Below are 17,207 nucleotides of genomic sequence, written 5' to 3'. Positions count from 1 at the left end.
CACCCTCCGTGGGGTGCGCTCACCCTTCTGGCTGGTCCTCGTCGCGGTTCTCGCCGCCTGCTCCACTCAGGGTCCAGCAAAACCGCAGGTAGAAGTCCTGCAGAAGATTCCGCACGACACGTCGGCGTTCACCCAGGGGTTGGAACTGGTCGACGGCGTCCTCTACGAGGGCACGGGTCTGGAAGGTCAGTCGACGATGCGCGCGCTCGACCCGTCGAGCGGCAACGTCCAGAAGAAGGTCGACCTCCCGCCGGACTTCTTCGGCGAGGGCATCACGGTCGTCGGCGACACCATCTGGCAGATCACCTGGCGCAACGGCGTGGCCATCGAACGCGATCGCAAGACGCTCGACGAGATCCGCCGCGTCAGCTACGACGGCGAGGGCTGGGGCATCTGCGACGACGGCCAGCGCCTGGTCATGAGCGACGGCAGCGCGAAGCTGACCTTCCGCGACCCGAAGACGTTCAAGGAAACCGGAAGCGTGCAGGTCAGCAGGGACGGCCAGCCGGTCGCGCAGCTCAACGAGCTGGAGTGCGTCGGCGGCAAGGTGTGGGCGAACGTCTGGAAGTCCGACGAGATCATCCGCATCGACCCCACCAACGGCCAGGTCGTCAACAGCTACGACCTGGCGTCGCTGAAGCCGAGCGGCGAAGAAGTGGACGTCCTCAACGGCATCGCGCACATCCCCGGAACCAACGAGTTCCTGGTCACAGGCAAGAACTGGCCGACCATCTTCCGAGTGCGCTTCAACTGAATGGGGCAGGATTGAGGGTGTGACGGGCGACCGCGGGTGGAGTGACGAGCCGACTCCGAAGCGCTACCCGTGGCAGGACGACGAGTACCAGCCGCGGCAGCGTCAGCAACCCGCGTCCGAACACGGATTCCAGCCCCCGCCCCGCCGTCCCCAGAACACCCGGCCGCTGCCGAACCAAGATCAGCAGACCACCCCGACGCCCAAGCCGCCGAAGAAGCTCACGGTCACGCGCGTCGCCTGGTTCCGCAGCAAGCAGATCTCGCAGCAAGCGGTCGCGGCGTTCCGGCGCGCGGCCCACGCCGACGGCGCCAAGAAGTCCGGCATGTCGTCGGTCACCTACGCGGTGATGATGAACTACGCCGCCGATGCGGCGATGGCCGTGGCGCTGGCGAACACGCTCTTCTTCTCCGCGGCGACAGCGGAATCCAAGACCAAGGTCGCCCTCTACCTGCTGATCACGGTCGCGCCGTTCGCGTTGATCGCACCGGTGATCGGCCCGCTGCTCGACAGGATCCAACGGGGCCGGCGCCTCGCCCTGGCCGCGTCGTGCGTGCTGCGGGTCGTGCTGGCGGTCGTGATGGCGCTGAACTTCGACAACTGGCTGCTGTACCCGGCCGCGCTGGGCAGCATGGTGCTGTCGAAGTCCTTCACGGTGCTCAAGTCCGCGATCACCCCGCGCGTGCTGCCGCCGGACATCACGCTGTCCAAGACCAACGCCCGCATGACCGTCTTCGGGCTCGCGGCGGGTGCGGTGTTCGGTGCGTTCGCGGCCGGCTTCGCGCACCTGTTCGGCTCGCCGGGAGCGCTGTGGTTCACCGCGGTGCTGTGTCTGGTGAACGCGGTGTTCTGCATGAAGATCCCGTCGTGGGTCGAGGTGACCGAGGGCGAGGTCCCCGCGACCCTCACGGCCAAGCCCGCGAAGCGGCGCGTGTCGCGGCACATCGTGGTCGCGTTGTGGGGCAACGGTTCCATCCGGATGCTGACCGGGTTCCTGACGCTCTTCGCGGCCTTCGTGGTGCGCGCGCAGACCGAGGGTGACGCGTTCCAGCAGCTCCTGCTGCTCGGCGTGATCGCGGGCGCGGCCGGTGCGGGCAGCTTCCTCGGCAACGCGATCGGCGCACGGCAGCACTTCGGCAAGCCGGACGAGGTGATCCTCGCCTGCGTGGGCACGGCACTGGCCGCCACGATCGTGGCCGCCGCGCTGCCGGGACTCGTCACGGCGGCGGTCGTCGGCCTGCTGGGCGCGACGGCGTCCTCGCTGGCCAAGATCAGCCTGGACGCGGTGATCCAGGACGACCTGCCGGAGGAGTCGCGCGCGTCGGCGTTCGGGCGCTCCGAAACGATCCTGCAGCTCGCGTGGGTCTTCGGCGGTGCGTTGGGCGTGCTGCTGCCGGCGACGTTCTGGGTCGGCTTCCTCGTGCTGGCCGTGCTGCTCGCGCTCGGCCTCACGCAGACGTGGATGTACCGCAACGGCACGTCGTTGCATCACCTGGTCCGCAGGCCGGCCCCGGTGACCCCGTAGGCTGCCTGACGTGCGTCGACTTGCTTCCGTAATGGCTGCCAGCGTTCTCGTGCTGACCGGCTGCGCGCTGCCGCAGCACGACCCAGAGGTCACGTTCTACGCGAACGGCAAGACCATCCGCATGGAGCCGACGATCTACTGCGACCTCGCCGGCGACAACTGCGCCGAGAAGAACGCGCCCGGCTCGTTGAAGGTGCCCGCGGGCAAGGTCGTGCAGATCTCCGTCGACGGCCAGCTCGCGGACGGCCTCTGGGAGGTCGTGTGCGTGTACGAGAACTCCGCCAAGGTGCAGGAGGGCTGCACCTCACCGTTGCTCGGCAAGGGCGAGGACTACACGTACACGCTGGCCGTGCCCAACGAGTCCGACCAGCTGCTGCGCATCGAGGTGCACGAGGCGGCCGGCGCGGTGCTGGAGACCGGCCAGCCGCTGATGCGCGGTTCGTGGGTCGTCGACATCACGCGCTAACGCTTGCCGAAGGCTTCCCACCACTCGCTCGGCACGATCCGCAAAGCGCTGTCGAGCAACGCCTTGCCGGTGTCGGTGACCACTGACGCCTGCATGGTCTGGATGAAGCGCTCCATCTTCGTGATGCCGGCAGCCTGGTACTCCCGCGCCTGCAACAGGAGTTCCAGCTTGTCGGCGTCACGTGAACAGCGCGCCTCGGGCGTGAAGTCGTCGCCCTTCGCGGACTCGTGCTCGGCCACCAACGCCTCGATGTGCGCGGCGAGCGGTGCGGGCAGGTGCTGCACCTGATCAGCCGCCACCTTCTCGGGTGGCACCTTCACGTCGACGTAGAGCTTGCCGACGTACGGGATGTCGCCGATCCGCGTCTCGGGCACGTCGTGGAACAGGCCGAGTGTCGCCGCCCGATCCGGGTCAGCGCCTTCCTGAACGGCGATCGCGTACGCCAGAACTCCCACCCGGAACGAATGGGCGGCCACCGACTCGGGGTTCTGCACCCCGGCGAACAGCCACCCCGCTCGGGGCAGGCGCTTGAGCTGGCCGACTTCGTACAGGAACTCGACGATCCGGTCCGCTTCAGACATGGAGCCGATCTTTTTACGGATCGAGGTCCCGCGCCACCGCCCGGACGACCTCGGCGACGAGCTTCATGCTCTTCTTGTCGGACGGGTAGCGGCCGCGGCGCAGGTCAGGCTGCACCTTGGTCTCCAGCAGCTTGATCATGTCCTCGATCAGGCCGTGCAGCTCCTCCGCGGGACGGCGGCGCGCCTCGGCGACCGACGGCTGCGGGTCGACCAGGCGCACCGAGAGCGCCTGCGGACCACGCCTGCCTTCGGCCATGCCGAACTCGATGCGCTGGCCGGCCTTCAAACCGGTGACACCGGGAGGCAGTGCGGCTTTGCGGACGTAGACGTCCTCGCCACCGTCCTGGGTGACGAACCCAAAGCCCTTCTCCGTGTCGTACCACTTGACCTTGCCGGTCGGCACCGCGCTCACCATTCCCTTGCTCTTGCACAACGAACGCGCCCCAGGCGTACCCAGGACGCGTCCCACCAGAGTAGCCAGAAGACCTTGAAGAAGGCACCTCCGTTAGCGCGACTACCCTGCTCGTATGACCGCTCCGAAGCTGTTGCCGCTGGCCGTCGGCCTGTTCGCCGTGGGCGTGCTGGCGATCGTCGCGGTCTTCGTGCTCTTCGCCACGGGCCACAGCGACCTGCCCGTGTGGCTCAACGTCGCCGCCACCTACCTGCCCGCGATCGGCCTCGGGCTCGGGATCATCGCGGTGATCAGGAAAGCACGCCAGAAGAAGTCCTGAGCCAGTCCGGGAACTCGCGCAGGTCCTCCAGCACGACCGCGGCGCCTGCCTCGGCCAGTTCCTTGCGGCTGCACGGCCCGGTCACCACGCCGACGCCCAGCGCTCCGGCGGCTTCGGCCCCGCGCATGTCGCCGACGTGATCACCCACGTAGATCGCGGCGCCGTGCAGCTTGAGCGACTCCGCCTTGCCCGTGGCCCACAGCTCGCCGTAGAGGTGGTCGACCTCCCAGCCCATGGCTTCGAGGTGCAGCGCGGCGTTCTTGCGGTACTTGCCGGTGACGACCATGGTCTTGCCACCGAGCTCGCGGACGCACTGCAACGCTTGGGCAGCACCTGGGAGCGCGACCGTGCCGGGAATCACGACCATCGGGTACAGCGCGCGGAAGAGCGTGACCATGTCCGGAACCTCGTCCTCGGGCACGCCCATCTCGCGGTAGATCATGTCGAGGGGCGGGCCGAGGTTCGCCGCGAAGTGCTCGCCGTCCAGCGCGTGGCCGGTGCGGGCGCCCACCTCGTTCATCACCGCCGCCATGCCTGGTCTCGGGTCGATGAGGGTCATGTCGAGGTCGAAACCCACGGTGAAAGGCACAGAACCTGACTCTACGTCTTTACAAAAACGATAACTGTGTAAAGGTGGGAGCGTGAGCGACATCACCGAGCTCTTACTGGAGGCGGCCGCTGATCTGTTGGCCGCCCACGGGTTCCACGGGCTGCGCATGATCGAGGTCGCGAGTCGCGCCGGGGTGAGCAGACAGACCGTCTACAACGAGTTCGGCAACAAGGAGGGCCTCGTCCAGGCCGTCGCCGCGCACCGGACCCTGGAGTACCTCGACGGCGTCACGACGAGGCTGCGCGAGGACCCCGACCCGTGGCAGGCGATGCGGTCGGCGTTCCGGTTCACCTTCGAGCAGACCGAGAAGGACCGGCTGGTCTCCGCCGTGCTGACCGGACAGGACGCCGAGGACCTGCTGCCGTTCCTCACCACCCGCGGCCATCCCGTGCTGTTCCAGGCGACCGAGGTCGTCGAACGGCACCTCTGCGAACATTTCCCCGGCAGGCACGTGCGGCTCACTGCCGAAACGACCGTGCGGCTCGCGTTGAGCCACCTGCTGATGCCGAGCGGCGATCTCGACGGGGCGGTCGACGCCGTCGTCAGAGTGGCCCGTGCCACGTTGGAGGCGTGAAGCACCCCCCTTGTTGCAATAATCTTGCAGCAAGGGGAGGTGTCCGGTGGTCGCTGTTTCAACGCGTCTGCGCGCGGGTGCGGCGTTGCTCGGTCCGGCGTTCGTCGCCGCGATCGCGTACGTCGATCCGGGGAACGTGGCCACCAACACCGCGGCTGGTGCTCGCTACGGCTACCTGCTGGTGTGGGTGCTCGTCGTCGCGAACGTCATGGCTGGGCTCGTGCAGTACCTGTCGGCGAAGCTCGGTCTGGTGACCGGGCAGTCGTTGCCGGAGGCGGTGCGCGATCACCTGCCCCGGCCGGTGCGGCTCGCGTACTGGGGCCAGGCCGAGGTGGTCGCGATGGCGACCGATCTGGCCGAGGTTCTCGGTGGCGCCATCGCACTGTCGTTGCTCTTCGATCTTCCGCTGTTGCTCGGTGGCGTGATCACCGGGGTGGTGTCGACGGGTCTGCTGCTGGTCCAGGACCGGCGCGGGCAGAAGCCGTTCGAGCGCGTGATCACCACGATGTTGATCGTGATCGCGGTCGGGTTCATGGCGGGGCTGTTCGTGTCGCCGCCATCTGGGTCCGGTGCCGTTGCGGGCCTGGTGCCGCGGTTCGACGGCGCGGACAGCGTGTTGCTGGCGGCGGGCATGCTCGGCGCGACCGTCATGCCGCACGCGGTGTACCTGCACTCGGCGCTGGCGCGGGACCGGCACGGCCGCAACCCCGCGATGCTCGGCCCGACGAAGGTCGACGTCGTGGTGGCGATGATGCTGGCCGGCGCGGTGAACATGGCGATGCTGCTCGTCGCGGCTTCGGCGCTGCACGGTCGCGACGGCGTGGACACGCTGGAAGGCGCGCACGCGGCGGTCGGTTCCACGCTGGGTGGCGGGATCGCGCTGCTGTTCGCTCTGGGTTTGCTGGCTTCGGGTTTCGCGTCGACCGCGGTCGGTTGTTATGCCGGCGCGGTCGTGATGGACGGGCTGCTGCGGGTGCGGATTCCGTTGCTGGCACGGCGCTTGATCACGATGGTGCCAGCGTTGGCGATCTTGGCGTTCGGGGTCGATCCGACGTTCGCGTTGGTGCTGTCGCAGGTCGTGCTGTCGTTCGGCATCCCGTTCGCACTGGTGCCTTTGGTGTGGCTGACCGCGCGCCGGCCGTTGATGGGCTCGTACACGAACCGGCGCTCGGTCACCGTTGCTGCTGGGGTTGTCGCGTTCGCGGTGGTCGTGCTGAACGTGGCGCTGATCTACCTGACGGTGTCCTCGTAGGAGACGCCGAGCTGTTCCAGCACTTCCTCCATCGTGCGCATGATGTCCATCGTCGCCACCCACGACATCTCGGAGTGCTCGACCTGGCCGGTCGACGCCCAGATCTGAACCTCGTGGATCTGGTGCCGGTAGCCCATGTCGTCGGTCACGTGCTCGACCCCGTTGATGATCACCTTGGTGGGGTTGAACATCGGGTCGACGATCTCGATGCGGCCGCGCGTGCCGACGATGGTGGCACTGCTGCCGGTGTTCGCCACGAGTGAGCAGCTGAGCAGGGCGTGCGCACCGTTCTCGTAGCCGAGCAGGATTCCGGCGTCGGCGTCCACTCCGGACGATGCGAGCTTGCCGTGCGCGGCGATGTGCGTTGGCGTACCGAGAAGTTGGTGCGCGAGCGCGATCGGGTAGACGCCGAGGTCGAGCACCGAACCACCACCCGCCTCCTTCGCCCACAGCCGGTCGCTCTCGTGAAAGGGGTGCTGGAAACCGAAGTCCGCGCGGATCATCCGCACCTCGCCGATCTCACCGTCGGCGACGGCCTGGGCGACCTTGCGGATCAACGGGTTGAACCGCGTCCACATGGCCTCCATCAGGAAGCGCTTCTCGACGCTCGCCTTCACGATCATCTCCTCGGCCTGGGCGGAGGAGAGAGCGATCGGCTTCTCGCACAGCACGTGCTTGCCGGCGTCGAGCGCGGCGAGCGTGACCTCGTGGTGCTGGGCGTGTGGTGTGGCGACGTAGACGATCTCGACGTTCTCGTCGCGGAGGAGCTCACGGTAGTCGCCGTAGGCGCGCTTGATGCCGAACCGATCGGCAAACGCTTGCGCACGCGCGAGGTCGCGCGACGACACCGCGACCACCTCGACGTCCGGAACTTTCAGCATGTCTGCGGTCACGGTTTGCGCGATACCGCCGGTTGCGATCACACCCCACTTCATGACGTGAGCTTAGATTGAAGGCATGCGCCTCATCCTGAACGTGATCTGGCTGATCTTCGCCGGGTTCTGGCTGGCCGTCGGCTACGCCGTCGCCGGTCTCATCTGCTGCGTCCTGATCATCACGATCCCGTGGGGCATCGCGTCGTTCCGCATCGCGAACTACGCCCTGTGGCCGTTCGGCCGCGAGGTCGTCGACAAGCCGGGTGCGGGTACCGGGTCGTTGCTGGGCAACGTCATCTGGATCATCGTCGCCGGGATCTGGCTCGCGATCGGCCACGTCATCACGGGCATCGCGCTGTGCGTCACGATCATCGGCATCCCGCTCGGCGTGGCCAACTTCAAGCTGGTGAAGGTCTCGCTGGTGCCGCTGGGCAAGGAGATCATCGAGGTCCCGTGAGGGTCTCCCGCTCCTCGTCGGGGGCGAGGAGCGGAAGACCACTCGGGAGCACGGCTGTCAGGCTTCGTCGCCCAGCAGCTCGTGCAGGCACAGGATGTTGCCCTCGGTGTCGGTGAACCACGCCGCGCGCTCGTTGCCCATGACCGCGATGTGGTTGATCGTCTTGAAGTCGGGCAGGTCGTAGTCCTCGAAGTGCACGCCCTTGTCCTCGAGCTCGCGGATCTCGTCCTCCAGGTTCGGCACCTCGAAGCTGAGCACCGTGTGGGCGGTCTGCGCACCCTTCTCCGCGGGCATCAGGCCCAGCGCGTCGCCCTGGCCGAGCGCGAAGATCCGCGTGCCGTCCGGCGCGGTGGTGAGGGGCTTGAGGCCGAGCATGTCCGAGTAGAAGCGTCCGGCGCGCTCGGGATCTTCGACGGGCAGCATCGTCGTGGTCTTGGTGGCGGTGAGCATGGGCGCCTCCTTCGGCGGAATCCACCGATGTTGCGCGCGTCACACTCAGTTGGCAAGAGGCCTTTCACCCCTTCGTGACCTGCGGCGTTGTTTGATTCACGAGACGATTTCACTCCGTGAACACCTTGCGCCTCGCCGTGCTCGCCGTCGTGTTCGGACTGTCCGGCTGCGGGCTGGCGCAGCCCGAGTACAAGCCGATCGAGCCGTTCGTGGCGCCGTCGACCACTCCGTCGGACACGCCCTCTTGCCGGCTGTTCGATCCGGCCGACCTCACCGAGTACGGGTTCTACAACGGCTACGCCAACGCTTCGAGCTGCTTCTGGCTCTCCAGGGACAGCGGCCCGCTCCAGGTCACCCTCCGCGAGAAGGTCACCCCCGAGCAGTTCCTCGCCAAGCCGAAGGGGCTCAAGACCTCCCCGATCACCATCGGCAGCCACTCGGGCGTGCTCGCCGAGAACAGCGGGGGCACGGGTACGTGCAGTGTCGTGTTGACGCACTCCGAGGGCGTGGCCGCCGCCGAGATGCTCACGGAGGCCGGCGGCAAGGCGTGCAAGGCGTGCGAGGTCGCTCGAGCCGTGATGACGGTGATCGAACCGAAGCTGACCTAGGCGTGCTTCGCGCTGTCGTCGAGGCCCAGCAGCTCCACGGACTTCGCCCGCATCTCGACCTTGCGGACCTTGCCGGTGACCGTCATCGGGAACTCCTCGACGACGTGCACGTACCGGGGCACCTTGTAGTGGGCGAGCTTTCCGGTGCAGAACGCGCGAACGGCCTCGGCGGTCAACGGCTCGGCGCCCTCGCGCATGCGCACCCATGCCATGAGCTCCTCGCCGTACTTGGCGTCCGGCACGCCGATCACCTGGGCGTCGAGCACGTCGGGGTGCGTGTAGAGGAACTCCTCGATCTCACGCGGGTAGATGTTCTCGCCGCCGCGGATGACCATGTCCTTGATGCGGCCGGTGATGTTCACGTAGTCGTCGTCGTCCATCTCCGCCAGGTCGCCGGTGTGCATCCAGCCCGCCTGGTCCACCGCCTCGGCCGTCTTCTCGGGCTCGTTCCAGTAGCCGAGCATGACCGAGTAGCCGCGCGTGCACAGCTCCCCCGGCACCCCGCGCGCAACCGTGAGACCCGATTCCGGGTCGACGATCTTGACCTCGAGGTGCGGGCCCACCCGGCCGACCGTCCCGACGCGCCGGTCGAGCGAGTCGTCGGTTCGCGTTTGCGTCGACACCGGGGAGGTTTCCGTCATTCCGTAGCAGATCGACACCTCGCGCATGCCCATCCGTTCGACGACCTGCTTCATCACCTCGACCGGGCACGGCGAGCCCGCCATGATGCCGGTGCGCAACGACGAGAGGTCGTAGCCGTCGATCAGGTCGAGCATCGCGATGAACATCGTCGGCACGCCGTACAGCGACGTGCACTTCTCTTCTTCAACCGCCGCAAGGGTTTTCGCCGGGTCGAACGCCGGGGCCGGGATCACGACGCAGGCGCCGTGGCTGGTTGCGGCGAGGTTGCCCATGACCATGCCGAAGCAGTGGTAGAACGGCGGCACCACGCAGATGCGGTCGTTCTCGGTGTAGCTGAGGAGCTCGCCGACGAAGTAGCCGTTGTTCAGGATGTTGTGGTGCGAAAGCGTTGCGCCCTTGGGGAATCCCGTGGTGCCGGACGTGTACTGGATGTTGATCGGGTCGTCGCGGTCGAGCTCGACGTCCGGAATCCCGGTGCCAGTCCACTGTGGATCGTCGACGAACACGACGTGCTGAAACGTTGGGCAGCGCGGACGGACCTCTTCGATCATGGCCGCGTAGTCGGAGGTCTTGAACGACCGCGCGGACACCAGGGTGTGGATGCCCGCCTGGTTCAGCACGTACTCCAGCTCGTGCACGCGGTACGCCGGGTTGACGTTGACCAGGATCGCGCCGATCCGGGCCGTCGCGTACTGCACGAAGACCCACTCCGCGCAGTTCGGCGCCCAGATGCCGACCCGGTCGCCCTTGCGGACGCCCAACGTCGTGAGCCCCGCGGCGGCCTTCTCCACCTCGGCGTGAAGCTCCGCGTACGTCCACCGTCGATCTGTGGCCTTGTCGACAAGTGCCTCGCGGTCGCCGAACCGCGCGACGGTCGCGGCGAAGTTCGCGTGGATCGTGTCACCCAGCAGCGGGGCGGCGGACGTGCCCGAGGAGTAGCTCGCGCTCATCTCCCCGACCGTAGTCAGGCTTCGACGTATGGCAAGGGGACGACGAGGCAGGGCCCGCCGCTGTAGAGGCCGGCGTCGATCGCCAGCACCTTGTCGTCGGCGTACACGAGCGGTCCCTCGATCTGCTCCGGCGAGACCCCGAGCTGATCGGCGATGACGCTGTGGCCGTGCACGATCTTGTTGCCGCCCAACGTCGCCAGCAGCTCGTCCGCGATCTCCGGCCCCTGCGGACCTCGGAACGCGTACCGGGTCGTCATCTTGCGCCAGCACTCCCACCAGTCGACGAGGTCGTCGCCCTTGAGCACCTGGCGAACGGCCTCGTTGACCTCCTCGATCGAGGACCCCCATTCGAGGTAGGCCACCGTGTCGGAGTGCATCAGCAGGTGGTCGTCGCGCAGCTTCAGCACGGGCCGGCTGGTGAGCCACTCGACGTGCGCGTCGGTCAGCCGGTCCTGGTCGCTGCGCAGCCCGCCGTTGAGCAGCCAGCTGCGCGCGAACGACCGCGGCCCCGCGCTGTCCGGCACCTGGTCGTCGCCGAACCGGTACATGCCGAGCAGCAGCACCTCGTGGTTGCCGATGAGCGAGCTGACCGTGCCACCCACCTCGGCCGCCTCCTCGCCGAGGCGCATGACCAGGTCGATCACGCCCACGCCGTCCGGCCCGCGGTCCACGAAGTCGCCGAGGAACCACAGCTCGGCCTCGCCGCCGATCCAGTGCCCTTCCTCGTCGCACAGTTCGGCGACGTGCAGGGCTCTGATCAGTTCGGCTAGGTGCCCGTGCACGTCACCTACGACGTACATCGGGCGTCGATCCGTGTCCACGTCCGCGACGATAGGTGATTGGCCCCCGCGCGTCAGTGGCCAGTGCGAATCAGCCGCTCCAGTCACCGAACGGGTCCTGAGAGTGACCGACCAGCTCGGCGATCGACTTGAGCACGCGGGTCGGCCGGTACGGGTACATCTCGGCGTGCTCGGCGGTGAAGATCCCGGAGAGCACGAGGATGGTCGAGAGGCCGGCTTCCAGGCCCGAGCGGACGTCGGTGTCCATCCGGTCGCCGATCATCAGCGCGTTCTCGGAGTGCGAACCGAGCGCACGCAGGGCCGACCTCATCATCAACGGGTTCGGCTTGCCCACGTAGTACGGCTCACGGCCGGTGGCGCGCTCGATCAACGCGGCCACGGCGCCGGTCGCGGGCAGGGAGCCCTCACGGGAGGGGCCCGTCGCGTCCGGGTTGGTCGCGATGAACTTCGCGCCCTCCTCGACCAGGCGGATGGCCTTGGTGATCGCGGTGAAGCTGTAGGTGCGGGTCTCGCCGAGCACCACGTAGTCCGGGTCGCGGTCGGTCAGCACGTAGCCGATCTCGTGCAGCGCGGTGGTGAGGCCGGCCTCGCCGATCACGAACGCCGAGCCGTTCGGGCGCTGCGAGTCGAGGAACTTGGCCGTGGCCAGCGCGGACGTCCAGATGGAGGTCTCCGGGATGTCCAGGCCGGTGCGCTGCAGACGCGCGCGCAGGTCCCGTGGCGTGTAGATGGAGTTGTTGGTGAGCACGAGGAACGGGGTCTCGGAAGCACGAAGCTCCGCGACGAACTCGTCAGCGCCGGGGATCAGGTGCTCTTCGTGAACCAGAACACCGTCCATGTCCATCAAGTAGTGCCACATGGGCCTAAGTATCGATCACGCGCCTGCGGAACGTCTCGATCTGGAGCTTCAGGTAACGCTCGATCACCTGAAGTTCATCGTCGTCGAAGTGGCCGAGGGTCTCGACGAGGCTGCCCTGGGCCTGTTCGAAGAGGTGCGCGAACTTCGGCAGGTCGCCCGGTGTGACCTCGACCAGGACCTTGCGCCGGTCGTGCGGATCCCGGACACGGCGGACGAAACCGGCACGTTCGAGGCGGTCGATCACGCCGGTGACGGCGCCGGTGGAGAGGCCGGAGAGCTCGGCGATGCGGCCGGCCGTGAGCGGGCCGTCCGCCCTCATGGCGAGGTCGAGGCACTTCTCGTCGGTCGCGGAGAGGCCCATCTGCTCGGCGACCTTCGTGTGGAACATGACGGTGAGCGCGCTCTGCTCCCGCATGTACCAGGTGAACCTCTCCAGCACCTCAGGTTCCATGTTGAACATCTTAGCCACTAAGACAATTCCTTGTCAGAGTGCTCCAAACGGGCGGAACGTGAGAAACCCTATTTGTAGCGTCATCCACAAGAGGTTGTTCATTACCCTGGTAGGGGTGACAGCTGTTGATCTGGGACTACCCATCGTGCGCGGCACCACCGACGTGTCCGCACGGCCAGACACGCCGTTGTTGCTCGACAAGTTCGGCCGGGTCGCGACGGACCTGCGGGTCTCGCTGACCGACCGCTGCAACCTGCGCTGCACCTACTGCATGCCGGCCGAGGGCCTCGACTGGCTGCAGAAGGACGAGCTGCTCACCGACGCCGAGCTGATCCGCCTGATGCGGATCGCCGTGGTCGACCTCGGCGTCACGGACATCCGCTTCACCGGCGGCGAACCGTTGCTGCGCCGCGGCCTGGAGCACGTCATCGCCGCGACGGCCGAGCTGGAGCCGCGCCCGCGCATGTCGATGACGTCGAACGGCATCGGCCTGTCCCGCCGCGCCCGCTCGCTGAAGGACGCCGGCCTGAACCGGATCAACGTCTCGCTGGACACCCTCGACCCGGACCGTTTCGCCACGCTGACCAGGCGCGATCGCATCACGGACGTGCTGGACGGCCTGGACGCCGCCCGCGAGGCCGGCCTGGAGCCCGTGAAGGTCAACTCCGTGCTGCTGCGGGGCGTGAACGAGGACGAGGCCGTCCCGCTGCTGCGATTCTGCGTGGAGAACGGCTACCAACTGCGGTTCATCGAGCAGATGCCGCTCGACCCGCAACACGGCTGGACGCGCACGAACATGGTCACGGCCGACGAGATCCTCACGATGCTCTCGTCCGCTTTCAGGCTCACACCTTCGGAAACCCCGCGCGGCGGTGCCCCGGCAGAGCGCTGGCTGGTCGACGACGGCCCCGCAACGGTCGGCGTGATCGCGTCGGTGACCCGCCCGTTCTGCGCGGCCTGCGACCGCACCCGGCTGACCTCCGACGGCCAGATCCGCAACTGCCTGTTCAGCCAGACCGAGACCGACCTGCGCACGCTGCTGCGCGACGGCTCGCCCGACTCCGCGATCGCCGACGCCTGGCGTGCCACGATGTGGGCCAAGGCGGCCGGTCACGGCATCAACGACGCGGGCTTCCACCAGCCTGACCGCCCCATGAGCGCTATCGGAGGATGACGGTGCCTTCTGCAACCGCCGTGAAGGTCCGCTACTTCGCGGGCGCACGTGCCGCGGCCGGGGTGGCCGATGAGGACCTGCTGCTCGACTCCGCCGAACCGACCGTGGCGCTCGTGGTGTCGACCATCGGCGAACTGCACGGGTCGCAGCTCGGAAAGGTGCTCGCGGCTTCGAGCTTCCTGCTGGACGGGGTCGCTGTGCGCGACACGTCGGTGCGCGTGCCTGCTGGGGCCCAGCTGGACGTGCTGCCGCCCTTCGCGGGCGGCTGAGCTCAGTCCACCGCGGCGACGACCAGGGTGAGGGTGCCGTCGCCGGCGAGGACGAACTCCTGGAAGTCCCACAGGACCCAGCCCCAGTCGTGCACGGCGTGGTCGGCGAGTTCGCGCAGCCGGTAGACGCTCTTCGCGACGCGCAACGGCCCGTACACCTCGCGGTCGAGCTCGGCGGTTCCGTTGGCCCACCTCCGCAACTGTCGCTCCGCCGCGGCGGCGTCGACGGGCTCGAAGCTGTCGACGGTGATCCGGTCACGCCAGTACGGGCCGTGCCGGGTGGGGTCGTCACCGGGTTCGCCGCCGGCGTGGTTGTGGCCGTACAGCTCGTGCTCGATCAACGCGGCGAGGGCCGATCGGTCGTCTGTGGCGTCGTGTTGGAAGCGGGTGACGTCAACCCGTTGGTAGTTGGCGAGGGTGATGAGGTGGTGCCCGGCCGGGGCCAGTTGGGTTGCCATCACAAGTGATCGTAGAGGCGTCCCACGACCGTGAGCGGCGTGTCTCCGATGGCCGAAACCACGTGAGCCACGCCTCACTTTCTGTAATAGATCTCGGTGGATCTCAGAATGGAAACGGACCGATAACGACACCTTTGACCTGGCGTTTTGTAGCCTCTGCACAACGTGTCAGAACGTTACTGTGACGCGCATCACAGCCTGATACGTTTGGTGAGCCACCCGTCGGTTACGTACGGTCGCTCCTCGGCTGGCCCCGACCAGCCACGAGCTAGACCGGAGGACCGAGCACCGAGCCCAGTCCGAGGGTTCTCCGGAACAACCCCGAGCGAGAGAAACCGCCGGACTGGGACGCAGGAACGCACCGGGCCCCGAACCCGAGTTCCTGGCAGCAGGTGCGGTGGACCGAGAGGCACATGGCTTTCAACCGAGGCAAGCAGGGCAAGCAGGGTTCCGCCGCTCGCACTATCGCCAAGGTCGCGGTCGCCGGCATCATCGCCGGTGCCCCTCTGGGCCTGGCCGTTGGCACCGCCAACGCCGCCCCTGGAATGGACTGGGACGCACTCGCGCAGTGCGAGGCCAGTGGCAACTGGGCCACCAACACCGGTAACGGCTACTACGGTGGTCTGCAGTTCACGATGCAGACCTGGCGCGCCTACGGCGGCCAGGGCAACCCGGCCAACGCCTCCCGCGAGCAGCAGATCGCTGTCGCGGAGCGCGTGCTCGCCGGCCAGGGCCGCAACGCGTGGCCGGCCTGCAGCGCGAAGATGGGCGCCGGCCAGGTCCGCAAGAGCACCCCGGCTCCGCAGCAGCGCAAGACGCAGCCGCAGCCGCAGCAGCGCCAGGCCGCCGCGCCGGTGCAGGTGCTGGCGGGTTCGAAGACGAACCCGAACGGCAACTACGAGATCAAGCCGGGCGACACGCTGTCGAAGATCGCCGAGGCGAACAAGGTCGCGGGTGGCTACCAGGCCATCGTCGAGAAGAACAAGGAGTTCCTCACGAACCCCGACCTGATCTTCCCGGGCCACAAGATCCTCATCTGAGCAGGGTCTCGGCCGATTCACCGTCCGCTTGATGCGGGCTGATTGATCGTCGGTTCGCTTGATGCGGGCTGGCTCAGGACCAGGGATCTCACCGTTACCCCCCGACGGTGAGGTCCCTGCCTGCGTTTGCGGGGTGTTCTGCGGCTCACGGGCGGCGGGCTCGCCGACGGCGGTGGTCCCGTTGCGAGCGGGCCGTTGCGTTCCAGTGGAGGGATCGCTCGCCGTGCAGACGCTCGCCTTGCTTTGGCGGCTGAGCGAGTCCTTGGTTCCCTTCGCCACCGCGGAAGGGCGGTGGCTCGGCTCCGCCGTCGCTCGCGGTCAGGGGCAGTTGACCCACTCGTCCTTGCCGTCCGAGAACACCTGGCGCTTCCACACCGGCAGCCGAGCCTTGACCTCGTCCACCAGGTCCGCGCACAGCGAGAAGGCTTCCTTGCGGTGCTCGGCGGCCACGGCGCAGGCCAGCGCCACGTCGCCGATCTTCAGCGGCCCGACCCGGTGCGACACAGCGATGCCGTGCACGCCCGAGTACTTCTGAGCCAGCGACTCGACCACCTCGGCCACGACGTCGCCCGCGGACGGGTGGGAGTGGTACTCCAGCTCCAGCACCGACTTGCCGCCGTCGTGGTCCCGGACGACGCCGGAGAAGGTCACCACCGCGCCTGCTCGGTCGGAGACGACCAGGGCGGCGTGTTCTTCGACCGAGAGGGGTTCCTCGGTCACGACTGCCCTCAGCACGACACTCATCTGTGGTCACCTCCGCGCAACTGGTCCAGCGCATGCTCCACGACGGTGCCGAGCACGTCCAGACCGTCCCGCACTCCGCCGGTGGAGCCGGGCAGGTTCACGATCAGGGTTCGGCCCGCCACGCCTGCCACGCCGCGGGACAGGACCGAGCCCGGGACGCGTGGCCAGCCGGACATCCGGATGGCGTCGGCCAGGCCGGGCACCTCGTAGTCGAGGACGGAGCGGGTGGCCTCGGGGGTGCGGTCGGTCGGGTTGATGCCGGTGCCGCCCGTGGTGATCACGAGGTCGGCGCCCTCACCCACAGCGGACTTCAACGCCTCCGCGACCGGATCTCCGTCCGGGACCACGACCGGCGAGGAGACCGAGAAGCCGCGCTCCGAAAGCCAGGTGACGATCAAGGGTCCGCTGCGATCCGAGTAAACGCCGGCGGCGGCACGGTTGGAGGCCGTGATCACCACCGCCTTCACGGACGTTCCCACAGACCGGACTTGCCGCCTTCCTTGCGCTCCACCCGCACCGCGTCCAGGGACGCGGCCGGGTCGACGGACTTCACCATGTCGTGCAGGGTCAGGCCGGCCACCGAGACCGCGGTCAGCGCTTCCATCTCGACGCCGGTGCGGTCGGTGGTGCGGACCGTGGCCGAGATCAGGACGGAGTCCGAGGCCAGGGCCAGGTCCACCACCACCGACGACAGCGAGATCGGGTGGCACAGGGGGACGAGCTCCCAGGTGCGCTTCGCGGCCATGATGCCCGCGATCCGGGCGGTGGCCAGGGCGTCGCCCTTGGGCAGGCCGTCGGCGCCCAGCAGCGCAACCACCTCGGCGGTCGTGTGCAGGATCCCGGTGGCCACGGCCGTTCGGGTGGTCTGCTCCTTGCCGGAGACGTCGACCATGCGGGCCGCGCCTTGTGAGTCCAGGTGGGTGAACTGCTTGGTCATACC

At 67.9% G+C, this 17,207-nt stretch carries 22 protein-coding genes and 1 pseudogene; 11 read left to right on the top strand and 12 right to left on the bottom strand.

The features are described from left to right. Positions 1–13 precede the first annotated feature (13 nt). Genes LFM09_RS23195 through LFM09_RS23185 form a run of 3 tightly spaced genes read left to right on the top strand, consistent with a single transcriptional unit; the run spans position 14 to position 2,742 of the window. Entirely contained in the window at positions 14–754 is a 741-nt protein-coding gene (locus LFM09_RS23195; protein WP_414098622.1) for a glutaminyl-peptide cyclotransferase, read from the top strand. 19 nt (positions 755–773) lie between these two features. Continuing rightward, positions 774–2,276 (top strand): MFS transporter, encoded by a 1,503-nt coding sequence (locus tag LFM09_RS23190; RefSeq protein ID WP_414098621.1) that lies wholly within the window; start codon positions 774–776, stop codon positions 2,274–2,276. 31 nt (positions 2,277–2,307) lie between these two features. Next, positions 2,308–2,742, top strand: coding sequence for a DUF2771 family protein (locus LFM09_RS23185; protein ID WP_414098620.1), 435 nt, complete (start codon positions 2,308–2,310; stop codon positions 2,740–2,742). On the opposite strand, the gene LFM09_RS23180 is transcribed toward LFM09_RS23185, so the two are convergent. Then, positions 2,739–3,323, bottom strand: a complete 585-nt coding sequence (locus LFM09_RS23180; RefSeq protein WP_414098619.1) for an HD domain-containing protein — start codon at positions 3,321–3,323, stop codon at positions 2,739–2,741. The two genes, LFM09_RS23185 and LFM09_RS23180, sit on opposite strands and share 4 nt — an antisense overlap. Positions 3,324–3,336: 13 nt before the next feature. After that, positions 3,337–3,726, bottom strand: coding sequence for a cold-shock protein (locus tag LFM09_RS23175; RefSeq protein ID WP_086662725.1), 390 nt, complete (start codon positions 3,724–3,726; stop codon positions 3,337–3,339). A 124-nt stretch (positions 3,727–3,850) separates the two neighbouring features. On the opposite strand from LFM09_RS23175, the gene LFM09_RS23170 reads away from it, so the two are divergent. After that, positions 3,851–4,054, top strand: a complete 204-nt coding sequence (locus LFM09_RS23170; protein ID WP_414098618.1) for a hypothetical protein — start codon at positions 3,851–3,853, stop codon at positions 4,052–4,054. Here LFM09_RS23170 and LFM09_RS23165 read toward each other — a convergent pair. Then, entirely contained in the window at positions 4,026–4,643 is a 618-nt protein-coding gene (locus LFM09_RS23165) for an HAD family hydrolase (RefSeq protein WP_414098617.1), read from the bottom strand. The genes LFM09_RS23170 and LFM09_RS23165 overlap by 29 nt on opposite strands. Before the next feature lie 52 nt (positions 4,644–4,695). On the opposite strand from LFM09_RS23165, the gene LFM09_RS23160 reads away from it, so the two are divergent. Together LFM09_RS23160 and LFM09_RS23155 are read left to right on the top strand one after the other, a co-directional pair. Next, complete coding sequence (locus tag LFM09_RS23160; protein ID WP_414098616.1) at positions 4,696–5,238, top strand: TetR/AcrR family transcriptional regulator; 543 nt, start codon at positions 4,696–4,698, stop codon at positions 5,236–5,238. Positions 5,239–5,284: 46 nt separating this feature from the next. Beyond that, the gene (locus LFM09_RS23155; RefSeq protein ID WP_414098615.1) at positions 5,285–6,490 is read left to right on the top strand and encodes an Nramp family divalent metal transporter; all 1,206 of its coding nucleotides are present in this window, start codon (positions 5,285–5,287) and stop codon (positions 6,488–6,490) included. On the opposite strand, the gene LFM09_RS23150 is transcribed toward LFM09_RS23155, so the two are convergent. Continuing rightward, entirely contained in the window at positions 6,469–7,425 is a 957-nt protein-coding gene (locus LFM09_RS23150) for a Gfo/Idh/MocA family protein (protein ID WP_414098613.1), read from the bottom strand. The two genes, LFM09_RS23155 and LFM09_RS23150, sit on opposite strands and share 22 nt — an antisense overlap. A 22-nt stretch (positions 7,426–7,447) precedes the next feature. On the opposite strand from LFM09_RS23150, the gene LFM09_RS23145 reads away from it, so the two are divergent. Next, positions 7,448–7,822 (top strand): YccF domain-containing protein, encoded by a 375-nt coding sequence (locus LFM09_RS23145; protein WP_414098612.1) that lies wholly within the window; start codon positions 7,448–7,450, stop codon positions 7,820–7,822. 57 nt (positions 7,823–7,879) lie between these two features. Here LFM09_RS23145 and LFM09_RS23140 read toward each other — a convergent pair whose 3' ends face one another. Further along, positions 7,880–8,272: a VOC family protein gene (locus LFM09_RS23140; RefSeq protein WP_414098611.1), complete on the bottom strand. Its 393-nt coding sequence runs from the start codon at positions 8,270–8,272 to the stop codon at positions 7,880–7,882. Positions 8,273–8,388: 116 nt separating this feature from the next. Between LFM09_RS23140 and LFM09_RS23135 the strand changes: the two genes are divergently transcribed. Further along, positions 8,389–8,880, top strand: coding sequence for a DUF3558 family protein (locus LFM09_RS23135; RefSeq protein WP_414098609.1), 492 nt, complete (start codon positions 8,389–8,391; stop codon positions 8,878–8,880). On the opposite strand, the gene LFM09_RS23130 is transcribed toward LFM09_RS23135, so the two are convergent. The 4 genes from LFM09_RS23130 to LFM09_RS23115 all read right to left on the bottom strand — a co-directional run bounded on the left by LFM09_RS23130 (position 8,877) and on the right by LFM09_RS23115 (position 12,582). Beyond that, positions 8,877–10,472: an AMP-binding protein gene (locus LFM09_RS23130; RefSeq protein WP_414098608.1), complete on the bottom strand. Its 1,596-nt coding sequence runs from the start codon at positions 10,470–10,472 to the stop codon at positions 8,877–8,879. The two genes, LFM09_RS23135 and LFM09_RS23130, sit on opposite strands and share 4 nt — an antisense overlap. Positions 10,473–10,486: 14 nt before the next feature. Beyond that, positions 10,487–11,272, bottom strand: coding sequence for a metallophosphoesterase (locus LFM09_RS23125; protein ID WP_414098644.1), 786 nt, complete (start codon positions 11,270–11,272; stop codon positions 10,487–10,489). A gap of 70 nt (positions 11,273–11,342) precedes the next feature. Then, on the bottom strand, positions 11,343–12,131 hold the full coding sequence (locus tag LFM09_RS23120; protein WP_414098607.1) for an HAD-IIA family hydrolase: 789 nt from the start codon (positions 12,129–12,131) through the stop codon (positions 11,343–11,345). Between the two features lie 4 nt (positions 12,132–12,135). Next, positions 12,136–12,582: a MarR family winged helix-turn-helix transcriptional regulator gene (locus LFM09_RS23115; RefSeq protein WP_414098606.1), complete on the bottom strand. Its 447-nt coding sequence runs from the start codon at positions 12,580–12,582 to the stop codon at positions 12,136–12,138. A 115-nt stretch (positions 12,583–12,697) separates the two neighbouring features. Here LFM09_RS23115 and moaA point away from each other — a divergent pair, with 115 nt between their 5' ends. Together moaA and LFM09_RS23105 are read left to right on the top strand one after the other, a co-directional pair. Further along, positions 12,698–13,756, top strand: coding sequence for a GTP 3',8-cyclase MoaA (gene moaA, locus LFM09_RS23110; RefSeq protein WP_414098605.1), 1,059 nt, complete (start codon positions 12,698–12,700; stop codon positions 13,754–13,756). Beyond that, on the top strand, positions 13,753–14,025 hold the full coding sequence (locus tag LFM09_RS23105; protein WP_414098604.1) for a MoaD/ThiS family protein: 273 nt from the start codon (positions 13,753–13,755) through the stop codon (positions 14,023–14,025). The genes moaA and LFM09_RS23105 overlap by 4 nt, the downstream gene beginning before the upstream one ends. Positions 14,026–14,027: 2 nt before the next feature. Here the strand turns inward: LFM09_RS23105 and LFM09_RS23100 are convergent, their stop codons facing one another. Continuing rightward, positions 14,028–14,483 carry a hypothetical protein gene (locus LFM09_RS23100; RefSeq protein WP_414098603.1) on the bottom strand — a complete coding sequence of 152 codons (456 nt, stop codon included), beginning with the start codon at positions 14,481–14,483 and terminating at the stop codon, positions 14,028–14,030. 413 nt (positions 14,484–14,896) lie between these two features. Here LFM09_RS23100 and LFM09_RS23095 point away from each other — a divergent pair, with 413 nt between their 5' ends. Beyond that, the gene (locus LFM09_RS23095; RefSeq protein WP_414098602.1) at positions 14,897–15,523 is read left to right on the top strand and encodes a transglycosylase family protein; all 627 of its coding nucleotides are present in this window, start codon (positions 14,897–14,899) and stop codon (positions 15,521–15,523) included. Between the two features lie 318 nt (positions 15,524–15,841). Here LFM09_RS23095 and LFM09_RS23090 read toward each other — a convergent pair. After that, positions 15,842–16,722, bottom strand: a pseudogene (locus tag LFM09_RS23090) (molybdenum cofactor biosynthesis protein MoaE). Positions 16,723–16,730: 8 nt separating this feature from the next. Next, a complete protein-coding gene (gene moaC, locus LFM09_RS23085; RefSeq protein ID WP_414098601.1) occupies positions 16,731–17,204 on the bottom strand; it encodes a cyclic pyranopterin monophosphate synthase MoaC in 474 nt (157 codons plus the stop codon). Positions 17,205–17,207 lie beyond the last annotated feature (3 nt).

This window comes from Lentzea alba (assembly GCF_047445655.1).
Classification (GTDB): Bacteria; Actinomycetota; Actinomycetes; order Mycobacteriales; family Pseudonocardiaceae; genus Lentzea; species Lentzea alba_A.
This window is presented reverse-complemented; position numbering and strand designations above follow the sequence as displayed.